The 17,171-nt window shown below is 70.8% G+C and carries 18 protein-coding genes; 8 read left to right on the top strand and 10 right to left on the bottom strand.

What is annotated here, in order from left to right:
* Positions 1-198 precede the first annotated feature (198 nt).
* The 3 genes from ACZ4AA_RS21985 to ACZ4AA_RS21975 all read left to right on the top strand — a co-directional run bounded on the left by ACZ4AA_RS21985 (position 199) and on the right by ACZ4AA_RS21975 (position 2,543).
* On the top strand, positions 199-1,695 hold the full coding sequence (locus ACZ4AA_RS21985; protein ID WP_467604789.1) for a DEAD/DEAH box helicase: 1,497 nt from the start codon (positions 199-201) through the stop codon (positions 1,693-1,695).
* A 241-nt stretch (positions 1,696-1,936) separates the two neighbouring features.
* Positions 1,937-2,143, top strand: a complete 207-nt coding sequence (locus ACZ4AA_RS21980) for a hypothetical protein (protein ID WP_467604786.1) — start codon at positions 1,937-1,939, stop codon at positions 2,141-2,143.
* A gap of 85 nt (positions 2,144-2,228) precedes the next feature.
* Positions 2,229-2,543, top strand: coding sequence for an SCO5918 family protein (locus tag ACZ4AA_RS21975; protein WP_467604784.1), 315 nt, complete (start codon positions 2,229-2,231; stop codon positions 2,541-2,543).
* Between the two features lie 165 nt (positions 2,544-2,708).
* Here the strand turns inward: ACZ4AA_RS21975 and ACZ4AA_RS21970 are convergent, their stop codons facing one another.
* The 3 genes from ACZ4AA_RS21970 to ACZ4AA_RS21960 form a co-directional block, all read right to left on the bottom strand.
* Positions 2,709-3,353, bottom strand: a complete 645-nt coding sequence (locus ACZ4AA_RS21970; protein WP_467604780.1) for a dihydrofolate reductase family protein — start codon at positions 3,351-3,353, stop codon at positions 2,709-2,711.
* A 241-nt stretch (positions 3,354-3,594) separates the two neighbouring features.
* Positions 3,595-4,059: an SRPBCC family protein gene (locus ACZ4AA_RS21965; RefSeq protein ID WP_467604777.1), complete on the bottom strand. Its 465-nt coding sequence runs from the start codon at positions 4,057-4,059 to the stop codon at positions 3,595-3,597.
* Between the two features lie 139 nt (positions 4,060-4,198).
* On the bottom strand, positions 4,199-4,615 hold the full coding sequence (locus tag ACZ4AA_RS21960; protein WP_467605244.1) for a MarR family winged helix-turn-helix transcriptional regulator: 417 nt from the start codon (positions 4,613-4,615) through the stop codon (positions 4,199-4,201).
* A 231-nt stretch (positions 4,616-4,846) separates the two neighbouring features.
* Here ACZ4AA_RS21960 and ACZ4AA_RS21955 point away from each other — a divergent pair, with 231 nt between their 5' ends.
* Entirely contained in the window at positions 4,847-5,680 is an 834-nt protein-coding gene (locus ACZ4AA_RS21955; protein ID WP_467604774.1) for an alpha/beta fold hydrolase, read from the top strand.
* A 190-nt stretch (positions 5,681-5,870) separates the two neighbouring features.
* Here the strand turns inward: ACZ4AA_RS21955 and ACZ4AA_RS21950 are convergent, their stop codons facing one another.
* Positions 5,871-7,454, bottom strand: coding sequence for an MDR family MFS transporter (locus tag ACZ4AA_RS21950; RefSeq protein WP_467604771.1), 1,584 nt, complete (start codon positions 7,452-7,454; stop codon positions 5,871-5,873).
* Between the two features lie 256 nt (positions 7,455-7,710).
* Between ACZ4AA_RS21950 and ACZ4AA_RS21945 the strand changes: the two genes are divergently transcribed.
* From ACZ4AA_RS21945 to ACZ4AA_RS21935, 3 genes are all read left to right on the top strand, one after another.
* Positions 7,711-8,319: a TetR/AcrR family transcriptional regulator gene (locus ACZ4AA_RS21945; protein ID WP_467604768.1), complete on the top strand. Its 609-nt coding sequence runs from the start codon at positions 7,711-7,713 to the stop codon at positions 8,317-8,319.
* A 289-nt stretch (positions 8,320-8,608) separates the two neighbouring features.
* A complete protein-coding gene (locus tag ACZ4AA_RS21940) occupies positions 8,609-9,118 on the top strand; it encodes a hypothetical protein (protein ID WP_467604762.1) in 510 nt (169 codons plus the stop codon).
* Positions 9,119-9,769: 651 nt separating this feature from the next.
* Positions 9,770-10,210 carry a VOC family protein gene (locus ACZ4AA_RS21935; protein ID WP_467604758.1) on the top strand — a complete coding sequence of 147 codons (441 nt, stop codon included), beginning with the start codon at positions 9,770-9,772 and terminating at the stop codon, positions 10,208-10,210.
* A gap of 108 nt (positions 10,211-10,318) precedes the next feature.
* Here the strand turns inward: ACZ4AA_RS21935 and ACZ4AA_RS21930 are convergent, their stop codons facing one another.
* Complete coding sequence (locus ACZ4AA_RS21930; protein WP_467604755.1) at positions 10,319-10,936, bottom strand: hypothetical protein; 618 nt, start codon at positions 10,934-10,936, stop codon at positions 10,319-10,321.
* 102 nt (positions 10,937-11,038) lie between these two features.
* Positions 11,039-12,055, bottom strand: coding sequence for a rod shape-determining protein (locus tag ACZ4AA_RS21925; RefSeq protein ID WP_467604752.1), 1,017 nt, complete (start codon positions 12,053-12,055; stop codon positions 11,039-11,041).
* Between the two features lie 283 nt (positions 12,056-12,338).
* Here ACZ4AA_RS21925 and ACZ4AA_RS21920 point away from each other — a divergent pair, with 283 nt between their 5' ends.
* Positions 12,339-12,521, top strand: coding sequence for a hypothetical protein (locus ACZ4AA_RS21920; protein ID WP_467605260.1), 183 nt, complete (start codon positions 12,339-12,341; stop codon positions 12,519-12,521).
* A 454-nt stretch (positions 12,522-12,975) separates the two neighbouring features.
* Here ACZ4AA_RS21920 and ACZ4AA_RS21915 read toward each other — a convergent pair whose 3' ends face one another.
* The 4 genes from ACZ4AA_RS21915 to menC form a co-directional block, all read right to left on the bottom strand.
* Positions 12,976-13,905 carry a S66 peptidase family protein gene (locus ACZ4AA_RS21915; protein WP_467604748.1) on the bottom strand — a complete coding sequence of 310 codons (930 nt, stop codon included), beginning with the start codon at positions 13,903-13,905 and terminating at the stop codon, positions 12,976-12,978.
* Positions 13,906-13,996: 91 nt separating this feature from the next.
* A complete protein-coding gene (locus ACZ4AA_RS21910; RefSeq protein ID WP_467604743.1) occupies positions 13,997-15,163 on the bottom strand; it encodes a M20/M25/M40 family metallo-hydrolase in 1,167 nt (388 codons plus the stop codon).
* Entirely contained in the window at positions 15,156-15,995 is an 840-nt protein-coding gene (locus tag ACZ4AA_RS21905) for a M55 family metallopeptidase (RefSeq protein WP_467604738.1), read from the bottom strand. Before ACZ4AA_RS21905 ends, ACZ4AA_RS21910 begins: the two co-directional genes overlap by 8 nt.
* Positions 15,992-17,146, bottom strand: a complete 1,155-nt coding sequence (menC, locus tag ACZ4AA_RS21900; protein WP_467604735.1) for an o-succinylbenzoate synthase — start codon at positions 17,144-17,146, stop codon at positions 15,992-15,994. The genes ACZ4AA_RS21905 and menC overlap by 4 nt, the downstream gene beginning before the upstream one ends.
* Positions 17,147-17,171: the final 25 nt, after the last annotated feature.

Genomic DNA, 17,171 nt, shown 5'->3' with positions numbered 1-17,171 from the left:
GTACGACCCCCATTTTCTCTTCGCCTGCCATACCCCCTGGTTCCGGGACGACGTCGCCTCTCAGGCGTCACGCCCCGCGAGAATTCTTCACCGACCAGATCCGGCGAAGAATTTCATTCGGCTCGTTCTCGCAATTCTCTGCGCTGCTCATTCGCTGCGGGAATTCCTTGATACGCGCCCGTTCAAGGAAGGTTCCGCATGAACCGCACGCGCACGAACGATCGCTTCACCCGCACCCGCACGGAGGGCGCCGGCACCCGCAGGGGCGGCAGCCGCTTCGGGGCCGCCTCCACCGGCCGGTCCGGCGCTCCCTCCCGGTCGAAGGGCTACGGACGTCAACAGGCATCACCGCAGGGCGAGTTCGCGCTGCCGGTGACGACCACGCCTGCTCTGCCGGCCGTGGAGGCGTTCGCCGACCTCGCCCTGCCGGCACCGTTGCTGGCGGCGCTCGGCCACGAAGGCGTGTCCGTCCCCTTCCCGATCCAGGCGGCGACCCTGCCGAACACGCTGGCGGGCCGTGACGTACTCGGCCGCGGCCGCACCGGCTCGGGCAAGACCCTGGCCTTCGGCCTCGCGCTGCTGGCCCGCACCGCCGGACAGCGCGCGGAGCCCCGACTGCCGCTGGCCCTGGTCCTCGTACCGACCCGGGAACTGGCGCAGCAGGTCACCGACGCGCTCACCCCGTACGCCCGTTCCCTGCGCCTGCGGATGACCACCGTCGTCGGCGGCATGTCGATCGGCCGGCAGGCCGGTGCACTGCGCGGCGGGGCGGAAGTCGTCGTCGCCACCCCGGGCAGGCTCAAGGACCTCATCGAGCGGGGCGACTGCCGGCTGGACCAGGTCGCCATCACCGTCCTCGACGAGGCCGACCAGATGGCCGACATGGGCTTCATGCCGCAGGTGACGGCGCTGCTCGACCAGGTGCGTCCGGACGGGCAGCGCATGCTCTTCTCCGCCACCCTGGACCGCAACGTCGATCTGCTGGTCCGCCGCTACCTGAGCGACCCGGTGGTCCACTCCGTGGACCCGTCCGCCGGCGCGGTCACGACGATGGAGCACCACGTGCTCCACGTGCACGCCGCGGACAAGCACCGCACGACCACCGAGATCGCGGCCCGCGACGGCCGGGTGATCATGTTCCTGGACACCAAGCACGCGGTGGACCGGCTGACCGAGCACCTGCTGAACAGCGGGGTCCGCGCCGCGTCCCTGCACGGCGGCAAGTCCCAGCCGCAACGCACCCGGACCCTGGCACAGTTCAAGACCGGGCATGTGACGGTCCTGGTGGCGACCAACGTCGCGGCGCGCGGCATCCATGTCGACCAGCTCGACCTCGTGGTCAACGTCGATCCGCCGACCGACCCCAAGGACTATCTGCACCGCGGCGGCCGTACGGCCCGCGCCGGTGAGTCCGGCAGCGTCGTCACCCTGGTGATGCCCAACCAGCGCCGCGACATGACTCGGCTGATGGCGGCCGCCGGCATCACCCCGCAGACCAGCCAGGTGCGTTCGGGTGAGGAAGAACTGAGCCGCATCACGGGAGCCCAGGCTCCCTCGGGCGTGCCGGTCGTCATCCGCGCCCCGGTCACGGAACGCCCGCGCCGTGGCCCGTCCGCCTCCTCCCGCGGCCGGCGCGGCCGTTCCGGCCAGGGCCGGTCCACCGGTACCTCCACGCGCGGGTCCGCCCAGCAGTAGTACGTGACTCCGGCGGCGGCCGGGGTCGAGCGGGGACCGGGCCGCGGCCCGGCCGCTCGGATCCCCGGCCCCCGCTCACCGGCGACCGCGTCACGACGACCGGTCGCCGCGCTCCACATCACACCCACCCCGCAGGAGGCACCTTTTGACGCTCGTTCAGACGCAGCCGTGTTCCGTGGGCCCCCTCCCGACCGTCGTCGCCGACCCCGGTGACGCGTCCGGGCCGCGGGTACGGAGTGACATGACCGTCGAGGTGGCCCTGGCCGTGATGGCGGGCGCCCGTGTCCGTCGTCTCCTCGTGTGCGACGCGGACGATGAGCACACCGACTCGGTCACCGAGGCCCAGCTCACCATGGTCCGCGACGGCTCCTTGTACACGGACCGGATCCGTCTGCGCGACGTCCTGCGCCTGCGCCGCGCCCCGGCCGCTCTCGCCCTCTCCTGCTGAGCGTCCAGCCGTCCTGTCCCGGCCGTCGCGTCCCGGCCGACCGTTCCCGGCCCCGCCGGCACTCTCCCGCCACTTGTGAGGTTTCATGCGCTGTGTAATCGCCCGCTTCCCGTTCGACCTCTCGAAGAGCGGAGTGCTGGAGTCGATGAAGGGGATCAAGCCCGAGCCGATCACGGGCGAATCCGTGATCATCGGCCGCTGCCACTATCCCGTCAAGCAGGTCGGCGAGGTCATCACCCGCCAGGACCGCCGCGACTTCACGAGCGGGGAAGTGACCCGCGCCATGGCCCGGCTCGGCTTCACCTGCCGCACCCCGGAGACGGTCGCGCCCCCGCGCGCGCTCAGCCCGCTCCAGAACGCCTCGTCCCTGCTCGGCGGCCCCGCCCCGCTCGGACTCTGAGGACGGCCGCCCGTTTTCAGCACATGATGAGGGCCCCACTGGCACACGCCGGTGGGGCCCTCATCGCGTGTCGCGCTCGCGAGCCGCGTGCGAATCGGCTGAACGGGCCGGTCCTTGTCGAGTGCCCGACCAGTCCATCAGGTCAGCCCCGCGTGGACCCCTGCGTCACCTTCGCCAGAAGAGGTGGTGCGTCACGCCGCTGGGGCTGGGCACGACCTCCAGGTGAAACCGGTCGAGCAGCTCGTCGGGCGACTCCCAGAGCCGTAGTCCGGACCCGAGCTTCACCGGCGCGACCGCCACGTGCAGGGTGTCGACGAGGTCGGCGTCGAGGAACTGCCGGACGGTGGTGACGCCGCCGCCGAGCCGGACATCCTTGCCCTGAGCCGCTTCCCGCGCCCGTTCGAGGACCGTGGCCGCGTCGCCGTCGACGAAGTGGAACGTGGTGTCGGACAGCGTGAACGACGGACGCGTGTGGTGGGTCATGACGAACACCGGGGTGCGGAACGGGGGTTCGTCACCCCACCAGCCGCGCCACTCGTGGTCCGGCCAGGGGCCGCGCTGGGGTCCGAACTTGTTGCGGCCCATGATCTCCGCACCGATGTCGCGTGCGAAGTCCCGCGTGAAGTAGTCGTCGAGGCCCCGGCTCCCGCCGGGGTCCGTGCGCATGGGCCAGCTCGCCGTGGCTCCGGCCCATGCGAACAGCCGCTCGGGACGGTCGTGACCGAACGGTCTCTCAAGACTCTGGTGCTCACCGGCACCGATTCCGTCGCTCGAGATGTTGAAGTTCATGACTCTCAGCAGTTGATGCACGCGTTTCCTCGTCAGATCCTGTCGCGTCGTGGTGTGGAGCGAGACGCCCCACACCATGACGTCGAACGAGACGTGGGCGGATCGACAGCAGCCCGCACTCTCATTTCCCAACGTGTCAGGAAGCGGCCCTGCCGACCGTCCGGCCGTGGTCCACACGGACGGCTGGTCGGTTCAAAGTCGACGGTGCCTGGGCGGGCGAGTATGCCGTCCCGCCCACCGCGATGGTGCCCCGTTGAGGCGATCAGTCCGTCGGGTCACCGTCGGAGCCGAAGTGGCTGTCCACGGCTTGTGGCATGCGGATGGTCACCTCGTCGCCCAGGCGCTCGAACTCCCCGCGCAGGAAAGGAGAGGCGAGCCGGGCCAGGCCGTGGAACTCGATGCGGGCCTGGTAGGTGAGGACGGTGGCGCCGCCGTTCTCCTCACGGAAGGTCAGGTCGTCCGTGGACGTGGCGGTGCGATTGCGTCCGACGAAGGTCAGTCGCTGGTCCTCGAACCGGACCAGCCGGTAACGGAGTTCGGTGCGCCGTCCGCGGAACGTCGAGACGTTGAGCCACTCGGCGCCCTGGGCGAGAGGGGCACCGGCACTGGCCGGACGGCAGCTCACCGTGCCGGGGTCCCATTCCTCCGTGTGAGAGAAGTCGGCCAGGTAGGCCACCACCTCCGGCAGGGGGTGATGCAGGGTGAGTGTGCGTTCGACTTGGATCATGGAACGTCCCTTTCGCGGTGCCGGAGCGGAGGCCTTCAGCAGTGCCGGAGGTCCCTTTCTTCTCGCTGGGCAGGCGGAACGGATGCACTGCACGCGTGTGCGGGTGCCGTGACGGCACCGGTTTCGGAACGGAGAGACGTCACGGCCGCTGATCGTCGAGCCCTTCGCCCGGAGCGCCGATGCGGCGCAACAGGCCGAGCAGCGTGGCCCGTTCGTATGCGTCCAGGGGGCCGAACGATGCGGCCAGTACATCGCGGGTGACGGCGCGCCCCGCCGCCAGGACGTGTACGCCCGTCTCCGTCAGGTGGTGTTCGATGCGTCGGCCGCGGCCGGGCCGGCGCTCGATGAGGTGCTGGGCCGCGAGCCGGGAGGCCAGGGTGCCGAAGGACTGATCGCCCTGGAACGTGGCGACCGCCAGTTCGTGCGCGGACGCTCCGGGCGTACGGGCGATCGCTCGCAGCGCGTCCCACTGGGCCAGCGTCGTGCCCACGGCCGCGAGGCGGGTGTCGAGCGCGCGGTGGTGCCGGTACTGCGCCTCCTTCACCGCGCGCCCCAGCTCTTCGAGATCGGCGCATGCGACGGGAGCGGGGGGCGAGCCTGGGGCTTCGGCGGCCGAAGTGGCGGAGCCGGGCGGGGTGCCCGTGGCGGGCCGGTTGTTGCCTGTCCCGCTTCCAGCCCTGCCGGCCGTGGCTCGGGCCCCGCGTTCCTCAGGGTGCGCAGTCATGGTCACATCCTAATCCAGGATCTAAGGTTGCGTATATACGTATGCGTAGATAGCGTGTCGCTCATGACCGAGACCAAGATGCGTACCCGTACCGTCCACCCGCGCCCCGACGTTCCCCTCCACCTCACCGAGACCGGCCCCGCCGACGGCCGTGTCGCTCTCGTCCTGCACGGCGGTGGCGGGCCCGCCACCGTCCAGGGCATCGCCGCGCACCTGGCCGACCGGCACGGCATGCGTGCCGTCGTTCCCACGCATCCGGGCTGGAACGGCACCGAACGCCCCGGCTGGTTCACCGGTGTCGACGATCTGGCGATCGCCTATCTGCACTGGCTCAGGGACGAGGGTCACCGTGACGTCCTCGTCGTCGGCTCCTCGCTCGGCGGCTGGACCGCGGCCGAGATGGCCTTCCGCGACGACGGCGCGGTGATCAGCTCGCTGGTGCTGGTCAACGCCGCGGGCGTGGACGTTCCGGGAGAGCCGGTCCGCGAGATCTTCGGACTCCGGCCGGACGAGATCGCCGCGTACTCGTTCCACGATCCGGCCCGTTTCGCCGTGGACCCGGCCACGCTCACCGAGGACCGGATCGCGCTCCAGCGAGCCAACATGGCCGTCCTTCGCGCGCTGGCCGGTGACCCGTACATGCACGACCCGAAGCTTCTGAACCGGCTCGGCCGGGTGCGGATCCCGGTTCTCGTGCTGTGGGGCGAGAGCGACCGCATCGCCACACCCGCTTACGGACGGGCCTACGCGGGGGCTTTCGCGCGGGGGACGTTCGAGCCGATCGCCGAGGCCGGCCATCTGCCGCACATCGAGCGACCCGAAGCCACCTTCGCCGCGCTGGACGCGCACATCGATGCCCACGCCGCCGTCGGGAGTGCTCCCACCCGGCGTGGCTGATCGGTCGAGGTCCCCTAGATGGCCGGGGGAGTGCGGCAAGGAGCGGTCGGAGGCGGAGAGCTGGAAGGGCCGGCCTTCGCCGACGACGAAAGCGGCCCGGGCCGGTCCGTGTGGACCGGCCCAGGCCAGGTGCGCGCTCTCGGGGTGTGTGCCGCCGCCCTCGTCGGGCGGCGTACGCGGATCGCCTGGACTACTCGGCGGTCTGGAGAACCGGGGCTTCCTTGCTCTCGGCGGCCTTCGCCTCGCCGAAGCCGCGCAGCGGGGTGTGGCGGATGAACAGGGCGACGATCAGGCCGACGGCGGAGACGACGGCGCCCCACGCGAAGACCTTGTCGACACCGTCGGTGACGGCCTGCTGGAACAGGTGCTGGGCGGCCTCCGGGAGGCCGCGCAGGGCCTGCGGGGTCATCTGGGCCACGTGGACGGAACCACTGCCGGCGGCCGCGCCGCCGCTGTGGGAGGTGAGCGAGTCGGTCAGGGCCGAGGTGTAGATCGAGCCGAGGAGCGAGACGCCGAGGGAGCCGCCCATGTTGCGCAGGAAGGTGGCGGCGCCGGTGGCGGCACCCATGTTGCGCAGCGGGGCGTTGTTCTGGGCGATGAGCATGGTGGTCTGCATGAGGCAGCCCATGCCTGCGCCGAGGACGACCATGTACAGCGAGGTGGTGGCCCGTGAGGTGCCGGTGCCCATGGTGGCGAACAGGCCCAGGCCCGCGGCCATGAGGATGGTGCCGGCGATGGGCAGGGCGCGGTAGTGGCCGGTGCGGCTGATGATGGCGCCGCCGCCCATGGACAGGGCCATGGACGCGAGCATCATCGGGAGCAGCAGCAGGCCGCTGTTGGTGGCCGAGGAGCCCTGCACGAACTGCTGGAACTGGGGCAGGAAGGTGATGCCGCCGAAGAGGGCGAAGCCGACGATGAAGCTCAGGGCTCCGGCGAGGGAGAAGTTGCGGTTGTTGAAGACCGACAGCGGCATGATCGGCTCGGCGACGCGGCGCTCGACGAACACGAACGCCACGAAGGCCGCGACGGTCAGCACGGCCAGGCCGATGATCATCGCCGAGTCCCAGTCGTACTCGTTGCCGCCCCAACTGGTGATCAGGACCAGCGCGGTGATCCAGGTGCTGAGCAGCGCCGTACCGATCCAGTCGATGCGGACCTTGCCGGTGCCACGGGAGAGCTTGGCCAGGGTGAACCAGCACACCGCGAGCGCGGCGACGCCCAGCGGCAGGTTGACGTAGAACGCCCAGCGCCAGGTGAGGTGGTCGGTTATGTAGCCGCCGGCCAGCGGGCCGCCGATCATGGCGGCGGGCATGACGGCCATCAGCACACCCTGGTACTTGCCGCGTTCACGCGCCGGCACGATCTCGGCCATCACCGACATGACGCCCACCATCAGACCGCCGGCGCCCAGGCCCTGGAGGGCGCGGAAGCCGATCAGCTCGCCCATGTTCTGCGACATGCCGCACAGCGCCGAGCCGATCAGGAAGATAGAGATCGAGACGATGAAGGTCATCCGGCGGCCGTACAGGTCGCCTAGCTTGCCCCAGATCGGCGTGGCCACGGTCGAGGCCAGGATGTAGCCGGTGGTCACCCACGCGAGGTGGTTGAGGCCGCCCAGGTCACCCACGATCGTCGGCAGGGCGGGGGCCACGATCATGTTGTCGAGCATGGCCAGCAGCATGGCGATGACCAGACCGCTCATGGTCGCCATGATCTCGCGATGGGTGAATCCGGGCGGCTTCTCCTCGGTGGGGATAGCTTCGGCCGACGCCATGGGTGTTGCCTTTCTCAGGGACGCTCTGTGATGCAGGGGGCACGGCAGATCCGCGTCCGTGCTGCTGGGCCCGAAGAGGAGGCGCGCAGGGGAGAGGACATATGAGCGGACATGCCTGTGGAGCGGCAGAGGCCCTATGATGACTCTCTGTCACTTACCTGTCGTCAAGTAACTTACTTGCCGGGCGGTAAGCTGGCAAGCCAGGCTCCGTGACGGCAGCAGCCGGCCGCGGCATCACCGCAGAAAGGCACACCACATGGGCGCGGCGCAGCGGCGTGGCAGCGACACCAAGGCCGAGATCCGTGCGGTAGCCCTGGAGCTTTTCACCGAGCAGGGCTACGAGTCGACCTCGCTGCGGGAGATCGCCGAGCGACTGGGTGTGACCAAGGCCGCGCTGTACTACCACTTCCCCAGCAAGGAAGACATCGTCCGCTCGCTGTTCACCGAGCATGTGGCCGCCCTCGACGAGCTCGTCTCCTGGGTCCACGCTCAGCCCTCCGGCCCGGAGGTGCGCGCGCAGGTCATCGACCGCATGATCGGCATGGCCTCCGAGCAGAAACTGCCGGTCATGCGCTTCGCGCTCGCCAATCACCACCTCCTCAAGGAGCTGCGCCCCGACCGGGAGAGCGTCCTGGAGCGCCTCAACGCCCTCTACGCCGCCCTCACAGGCCCCGACGCCTCCGTCGAGGAAGCACTCCGCATCCGCATGGCCCTGCTCAGCATCCACTTCGCCTTCCACGCCGGCCAGGACCTCGACGCCACCGACCAGCAGATCACCGACGCGGCCCGCAATATCGCGTACCTACTCAACCCGCCCGTCACCACCAACAGGCCCGCGCCCTCCCCGACGGCCACCGCACGATGAGTGGCTCGTCTCTCGGGGGTGCTGTCCTGGCGGTTCGTGCCCGCCGACGCAGGGTGGGGCCGGGTGCCTACGGGGCGGCCGCGGCGTCGCACGCACGCACTCACCATCGCCGTCGAGGGCCAGTGACGACCGGGTCCTGATGCGGGGCGGACTCCTGGCTCAGTGTCGTACACCGCACCGGGTGAGCTCAGTGTCGTACGGAGTGCCGGTGGTGACCATGTCCATGAGAGCGCAGCGCAGTTCCGATTCGCGGTGCAACCAGTGAGCCTCCTGAGGAGTCGTAGGCGGCGTGATCAATATCCGCGTACGGCACGCTCTCGGCGCCTCCACGCTCGTCGTGGCCTTGGCGTCACTGTCGCTCTCCTGTTCCGGCAGCCCAGGCACGACCGCGAGCGACGGGAAGTCACCCGCCCACGACGTCCGCAGTACGGCGTCCGCCCCCGTGACCGAGGAGTCGCAGGCCCCGAGCACGGCACAACCGACACCGGGAGTCGAGAAGGTCCGCGATGCGTTCGCTGGGCTCCAAGCCACCTACAACGACGGGTGCACCACCCCGGGGAACTGCGAGTACTTCCTCGGGCGGGTGCGCGATGAGCTCAGTGGGCTCGACGGGGCGATGAAGGCGGATCCCCAGGGCCCCGGGCATTTCAAGGAACCTCTCGCCTGGATCGCGGAACAGCGGGCCGAACTGGGTGACGACAGCTCCTTCGAGAACCTCAAGAAACACCAGAAGCTGCTCACCGGAACGCGGGACAAGATCAATACGTGGATGCAGGGTCACCCGGAGGACTACCGGTGACGCCAAGGCCAGGCGTCGGCGCCACGAGTTCGCAACGTTAGGGGATCGGCGACGGTAGGGCTCGATCTCGACGCGTTCGTGCGTCGCCGGCAGGGCCCGCTGGGGCTACGGGGCAGGGGCTCTGACATCGGCGCCTGCCATCCACGATCGCAGCGTGGCGGACCGAATTCGGCTGCGGGAGGGACACGTGACAACAGCGCAGGACCTTGTGATCGGCTACGTGGACCTTCGACCTCTGGCGGCTGCGTCGCTATGGGCGGAGTTTGCCTGAACCGGTTGACGCGACGGAGGCGGACCTACGGCCCGCGGTCGAGTCGCTGAGACCGCTGCTGGCCGAACTGCGGCCCGGATGGTTCCGGGTGGCCGAAGCCGGGGCTTCGGGATGAAACACGCCTGTCGGGTGGCCATCGGTGACCCCGGGGGCTGCACGGGAGATTCCGTCACAAGCCGAAGAGCCCGTACGTGGAAATCGTCGAGGAAGCATCGAAAGACGGGGATGGCACGCCGCGGTTGATCGTTTCACGTACGCGCGTCTACAGCCGCGGTGATGACGCGTGATACAGACTTCTCGGAGTTCGGCGGGCTGCGGATGTCGAGAACGTGGCATCCGCTCCGTCCCCGGGACATCGGCGGTCAGAAGGAGAAGTCGGCGTGGCGATTCAGCGGATGGACAACGTGGGCATTGTCGTCGAGGACATGGACGCCGCCGTCGCGTTCTTCGTGGAACTCGGTATGGAGCTGGAGGGTACGACGGCGGTCGAGGGTGTCTTCGCCGATCAGTGCACCGGACTCGACGGCGTCCGCTGTGACATCTCGATGCTGCGGACCCCCGACGGTCACAGCCGACTGGAACTGGCGAAGTACCTCAGCCCCGCGGTGATCAGCGACGTACCGCGCGACCGGCCGCACAACGTTCTGGGCACGCACCGGGTCATGTTCGCCGTCGACGACATCGAGGACACCGTCGCCCGAGTGCGCCCCCACGGCGCCGAACTCGTCGGCGAGATCGCCCGGTTCGAGGACAGCTTTCTGCTCTGCTACCTGCGCGGCCCCGAGGGCATCATCGTCGGCCTGGCCGAGCAATTGCACTGAGCAGGGCCTACCGAACCATGTCGACGGAGACCATCGCAGTGCTGAACCGCCCCGCCCCGCCCCGGGCAAGGCGCCGCCGGCACGCCGGCAACCGGGCCCCCGCCGAGGTCAGCGCTCTCGCGCCCTGGCCGCACTGAAGCCGATCGAGGCGGTGAGCAGGGCCTGAAGCGCGGCGATCACGGCGGACGCGTTCCAGAGCCATTCGGGAGTGGCGGGCGGCGGGCCGGCGCTGACGCCGTACCTGCCCCGGGGATCGACGGTGACGATGAGATGGTCACCGACAGCGAGTTTCCCCGCGCCGATGGCGCCGAGCGGCCGGTGGTCGGAGGCGTCCGCCAGGACCGCCTCCGTTCCGCCGTCGTACACGCCGGCGCTGCCCTCCAGGGCCGTCACCACCGCCCGGACGGGTCGGCCCCGCTCGTGCAACGCCTGATCCTTGAGGACGAGCCAGAACACGAACATGGACACCGCGACGCAGGCGGCGACCGCGGTCTCCCGTACCACGCTCTCCTCCCGCAAGGAGTACAGCGCGAACCCCAGCCCGCACAGACCCCCGGCCAGCACGAGCCCGCCGAAGCCCAGCACCATCGTGTTCCGCCATCCGACGGGCGTCAGTGACGCGCCGTAGACGAGCCCGAACGCCATCGCCGTCAGCGCCGCGCTCACCGGTACCGCGAGTACCGTCCACAACAGCCGCACGGCCCATGTCCGCCCGGTCGTCCTCACAGATCCCCCCTCAAGTCCGCTCCGCCGTGACGATCGCCGTCGTTGCGGTGGCCGGGCCGCGGAAGCCTCTCAGACGCCGGCCGGATGACTCCCCCGCGCGGTCTACCGCTCGTCGGCGTTCGGATCACGCTTCGGCAGCAGGGCGAGAAGCTCCAGGAGGCGCAACTGCCTTGCCGCGTCGGCGTCGTGGTCCGTGACGCCGTCCAGGGCGAGGGCGGGGGCCGGTGGGTTCTCGGCGAGCAGACGGGCCACCCCGTCGCGGAGGACCCGGGGGTGGTCGAGCCCGGCCTTCGGTTCGGTGGCCCGGTGAGCGGGCAACCCGGTCAGATCGGTCAGGAGGTTCTCCGCACCGGGCGGGTGCGGGCCGGTCACCACCAACCCGCCGGCGCTCGCCTGCCGGGCGGTCTCCGGCGGCGCGTCACGCAACACCTGTGCCACGCGACCCGCCACGGGCTGGTATGCGGGGGTCACCACGGCGCGGATCTCGGCTGCCGACAGCGTGACCTCGCCCGACGGCCGAAGAGGGGGCCCGCCCTCGGTGATCACCGTTCCGTACACCGGCCCGGGTCCTGGCATCCACGGCGATGGTGCGAACGCACCGCCGTGGACGACGGCGGCCCACGCCTGCTCCAGGCCGACGTCGAGCCGGTGCACCTCCCGCAGGTGCTCGACCATCGCGTCGGCCAGACCTCGCGTGCCGCCGGTCGTGATCCGCTCGGCGACCACCTCGCGTCCGGCGACGACAGCGACCGAGGTGCGTACCGCGTCCTGGTGCACCACGACACACGCGGCCGGTTCCGGCTCCAGGCCGGCCCCCACGAGGGCGGCCACCGTCTCGTCCACCACCGTGACCGCCGCCGCCGGCCACCGTTCCCGAACCGTGTCCACGGCCTGTTCCACCCCCGGGTGCGTGCCGGCTCCGGGCGCCACGAGAACGACCGACCCGATCGGCGCCCACAACTGCGCGCTGTTCGTCATACCGACGGCCAGCATGTGAGCAGCGAGCGAGGAGTCCGCCCCCGGGCCCGGATTCCAGGCCAGCTCCAACAGCACCTGCGAGTACCGGGCCCTGCGTCCCGTCACCTGTAGTCGTATCTCTTCCAGAGTCCACCAGAGCACGTCGCCCCCCCCGCACCGTTGTCCCGAGCAGGGATCTTAACGGGCGTTCTCTATCCGCTCATGCGATCGGTGCGGCTTCGAACGGCGTTCTGGTTCGCGTGAGTTGACCGGCGGGCGGACATGTTCGCCGGTAGCCGGAGAGCTCGCATCCGCGACCGCTGATGCCGAATCCTGCCGCTTCTGCCAAGTGACAGCGGCGATTCCCCAATCCCTTGGAGCTCTGGCTTCGGATCACTGTCGAGCAGCTGGACAGGTCGGGTGCCGACAGCAGAGGCGGCGTCGCGTGGTCATCTTGGTTCTCATCGGGCTGCTGGGAGGGCTGATCACCGCGGTCTCGCCGTGCATCCTGCCCGTTCTGCCCGTCGTGTTTCTCGCCGGTGGCCCCGCGCCGGGTGCCCCGCAGAGCCCGCACCTCGACGTCCGGCTCGACCCCGGCATCCAGGCGTACGTCCTGACCTTCGGCTGATCGCCGTGCCGCCAAGTACGTTCGCAGCAGCCCTCTTTGCGTAGAGGTGGCCAGGGTCTCGGTGAGTGTGCCGGTCTGATTGACGGCGGATGCCCTCACCGGTGCAGTCGTAGACGCCGTCGCGGAAGAACTCCGCGTTGGCCGGGTCGATGACGAGGGTGATGTCGGGATGTCGGCTCAAAGCCTGACAGTCAGGACAGCCGTGCGCCGCCCGGACGTGATGGTTGCGCGGCGGACACCCGCCGGGCGGGGGACGTCAGCCGTCAGCCGTCAGCCGTGAGCCGTGAGCCGTGAGCCCACCTGCCGACCGTGCGCGAGCGTTTCTCGCCCGCGGCCCCCGCCTGAGCGCGGTCCGGCATCGTCCGCAGGACAGGGGACGGGATGCCTGGACGCGGCCGATGTCGTCTGCGCTCAGGCCCGCGGTGTTCCCGCCGAAGTGCTTCTCCCGCCCGACTCAGGTGAGTACGGGATTCAGGAACGTGAGGACGCCCGCGTCGGCGTCCAGCCGGGCCCGGGTGCCGATGGGGAACGTCTGAAGCGGCACGCCGTGGCCGATGTCCGCGCCGACGAGGACCGGGATGCCGAGGTCGCCGAGGCGGTCGTGCAGGAGTTCCTCGACGCGCTCGCGTGTGCCGCAGTCGGTGAAGGTGCCGCAGACGATGCCGGCCGCGCCGTCGAAGTATCCCGCGCGGCGCAGCTGGGTGAGGAACCGGTCGAGCCGGAACGTCTCCTCGTCCACGTCCTCCAGCAGGACGATGCCGCCGCGCGCGGACAGCGAGGTGTCGGTGCCCAAGGAGCAGGCGAGCAGGGTGACCGTGCCGCCCAGGGTGACGCCCTCCGCGGTCCCGCCGACCAGGGGCCGGGAGTCGGGGAAGCGCAGCTCCTTGACGGACGCCGGGTCGGTGAGCAGCGCGGCGAGTCCGTCGAAGTCGGCGCGGCCGGGGTGGAAGCCGCGGATGGCGGGCATCGGTCCGAACAGGCCCGTCCAGCCCAGCTTCACCGCCACCGCCTCCAGCAGCGCCGTGACGTCGGAGAATCCGATGACGGTGCGCGGGGTGGGCGTGCCGATGGCGTCCCAGTCGACGAGTTCCAGGGTGCGCTGGGCGCCGTAGCCGCCGTTCGCGCAGAAGACGGCCGTGAACGCCGGGTCGGTGAGGGCGGCGGTCAGGTCGCGGGCGCGCAGCGCGTCGTCTCCGGCGAGGTATTCGCCGCTCGCCCGCGCGGAGGCGAAGACCTCGGGGTGGAGGCCGAGCCCGCGCAGCGACTCGAGGCCGATCTCCAGATTCTCCTGGTTGGTCGGTCCGCTGGCGGCGATGACGGCGACGCGGTCACCGGGCTTGGGCGCGGCGGGGCGGATGAGCCCCTCGGAGGGCAGGGCAGGCATGGGGATCCTTGGAGAGTGAGGGAGTGAGGGAGTGAGGGAGTGAGGGAGTGAGGGAGTGAGGGAGTCGTCGGTGCGTGGGCTGATGCGAGGGTCAGTGCGTTCGCAGGAACGTGGCGATGAGTGCCGCTCTCTCCAACAGGGAGGACAGCGAGGCGTGTTCGTCCTCGCCGTGGGCGCCGGCGCCCGCCGGGCCGAGGCCGTCGACCGTCGGGATGCCGAGCGCGCCGGTGAGGTTGGTGTCGCCCGCGCCGCCGGAGGAGCCGAGGGGCAGGTCCAGGCCCAGAGAGGCGGCGAGCGTGGTGAGTTCGGCCGCCAGGGGGTTGGCCGGGTCCATCGCCCAGGCCGGGCGGTGGGACAGCGTCTCGGCGGACAGGGTCGCTCGCGGCCGCACCGGGGTCGGTTCCAACAGGGCGCTCAGCAGGGCCCGTTCGGTCTCGGCGGTGGCATAGCGCAGGCCGATCTCCGCCTCGGCGTGGTCGGCGACCACGTTGGCGCGGGTACCGCCGGTGATCGTGCCGACGTTCAGTGCGGCATCGGGGAAGGCGGCGGCCGTCGATCGCAACTCCGCCAGCTGGTCGACGAGTTCGTCGATCGCGGAGACGCCGAGCGCGGCGTCGAGGCCGGCGTGGGCGCTGACCCCGCGCACGCTCAGCCGTACCCGGGCCACCCCTCGTCGGCCGATCTTCAAGGCGCCGCCGGGCAGGGGTGGTTCGAGACCGAGCACCGCGTGGGCGCCCTCGGCGTGCCGGGCCACGAGGCGGCTGCCGTCGGGGCTGCCGATCTCCTCGTCGTTGACGACCAGGAGGCGTACCGGACGCCTGGGCGTGCCGCCCGTACGGGACAGCAGGTCCATGGCCAGTTCGACTGCCACCAGGGAGCCCTTCATGTCGAAGACCCCGGGGCCGGTGACCGTGTCGCCGTCCTCGGCGAGCGTGAAGGGGCGTCGGGCGATCGTCCCGGCCGGGAAGACGGTGTCGCTGTGGGCCACCAGGAGCGTGTGCCCGTTGCGCGAACCGTCGTCCTCGGACGCCGTTGCGCGCCCGTTCCAGTACGCCACCAGGTGGTCGCCGCCCGGTCCCGGCGGGTGCTCGATGCGGTCCGCCGTGGCGGCGAGGCCCGCGGCAAGTTCCTTGCCGAACACGGCCGCGCGGTCCGCGTCGTTCGACGGGGTCTCCAACGAGACCAGGTGTTCCCAGCGTTCCAGCACCGGGTCGCCAAACGTGCGGGCCAGGGAAAGGAGATCGGTGGGCTCAGCCATAGCAGTTCTCCACGGCCGAGGTGACCACCCGGGTCAGTGCGCGGAAGCAGCGGATCGCCTCGTACATCGTCGGCAGCGTGAACCGAACGGTCAGCGGGTCGGTCTGGACGACGCCGGGGATGTAGCTGGCGGCGGGCGCCAGGTGGGCGGCGTCGAAGCACACCTCGTAGGTGTAGCCCTCGGAGGGCGGGGCGAGCGGGCCGGTGGGGGCGGGCAGGGCGGTGAGGCCTTCGCGGGCGGCCTCGGTGATCCGGGCGGCGCTGATCTCGGGCGGCAGGCAGATCGCGGCGTAGCGGTCCACGCAGGTCTTGACCACGGCGTGGGCGGCGTGCGGCGCCCAGTCACGGGCGTCCTCGCAGCACAGGTCGTCGCCGGTGACCAGGACCACCGGGACGCCGTACTCGTCGGCGAGCAGCGCGTTCATCCGGCCCTCTGAGGCCGGCTCGCCGTTGATCCGTACCGCGGTGATGGTGTTGGGCAGATAGGTGTGGGCGAGCACGCCCGGCTGGCCGGCGCCGGTGTGGTAGCCGACGAAGGCGACCGCGTCGGGGGAGCGGTCGATGCCCTCCATCATGCCGAGCGGCTTGTGCGTGCCGATCAGCAGCGTGGCCCGTGTGTCGAGCCGGTCGAGGAGCAGGTTGCGCTGGTCGGCGTGGGCCTCGTTGACGAGGATCTCGGTGGCGCCGGCCGCGGCGAATCCGGCGATCGCGGCGTTGACGTCGGCGGTGAGGAACTGCCGGTTGTACTCCCAGCGGGCGTGGCCGGGTTCGCAGTCGTCGGGGAAGGTGACGCCGGTGACGCCCTCCATGTCGGCGGAGATCAGGACCTTCATGCTGCTTTCCCCTCAGGGGTGGTGAGTTGGGCGCGCGGACGGATGGTCCAGGTGCGCATGGTGTGGCGGCCCAGTTGGTCGAGGTCCACGTCGAGGCCGATGCCGGGCCGGGAGCGGGGCACGGCGACCATGCCGTCCACGGCGCGGATCGGCGGCGTGACGATGTCCCGCCGGTAGTACTTGTCGGAGCCGGAGACGTCCGAGGGCAGGGTGAAGCCGGGCAGCCCGGCCAGGGCCAGGTTGGCGGCCCGGCCGATGCCGAACTCGTGCATCCCGCCGCACCACACCGGCACCCCGGCGTCCAGGCACAGGTCGTGCACCGTCTTCGAGGGGCCGAGCCCGCCTAGCCGGGACACCTTGATGTTGACGACGTCGGCCGCGCCCAGGTGCAGCGCGGTGCGCAGGACGTCCGGGGTGGTGACCGACTCGTCCAGGCACACCGGGGTGTCCAGCCGGGCGGCGAGCCGGGCGTGGGAGAGCAGGTCGGAGGCGGCGTACGGCTGCTCGATCATCAGCAGGCCGCGGCCGTCCAACTCGGCGAGCACGTGCTCCTGTTCGGGCCGGTAGGCGGTGTTGGCGTCCACCTGGAGGGGGACGCCGGGGAAGGCGGCCTGGACGGCGCGAACGGGTTCGAGGTCCCAGCCGGGGCGGATCTTCAGCTTGATGCGGCGGTAGCCGTCGGCGACGTGGCGGGAGACCTGTGCGAGCAGCGCGTCGATCGTCGGCTCGATGCCGAGGCTGACCCCGGCGGCCACGGAGTCGGCGCCGGCGCCGAGCACGTCCGCGAGCGGCTCGCCCCGCCGCTGTCCGTACAGGTCCCAGCAGGCCATGTCGAGGCCGGCGCGGGCGAAGTGGTTGCCGCTCACCTTGGCGGTGAGCCGGGCCGCGTCCTCGGGGTGCTCCCAGGGCCGGCCGAGCAGCATCGGGGCGAGGTACTCGCCCAGCACCTGCCAGCAGCTCCAGGTGGACTCGTCGCAGTAGTACGGGTCGGTCGGCGAGGCGCACTCGCCCCAGCCGACGCTGCCGTCCTCGGCGGTCGCGCGGACGACGATGTGCTCCAGGTACGACTTGCGGTGCGAACTGGTCTCGAAGGAGTGGACCAGATCGAGCCGGACCAGCGCCAGCTCGATCTCGGCAAGGGTGACGGTCATGTGGGGTCGTCCTACCGTGCGGGGC

The sequence above is a fragment of the Streptomyces sp. NPDC024698 genome (genome assembly GCF_055559015.1).
The sequence above is the reverse complement of the archived record's forward strand: the minus strand, read 5'-3'. Positions and strand labels throughout refer to the sequence as shown.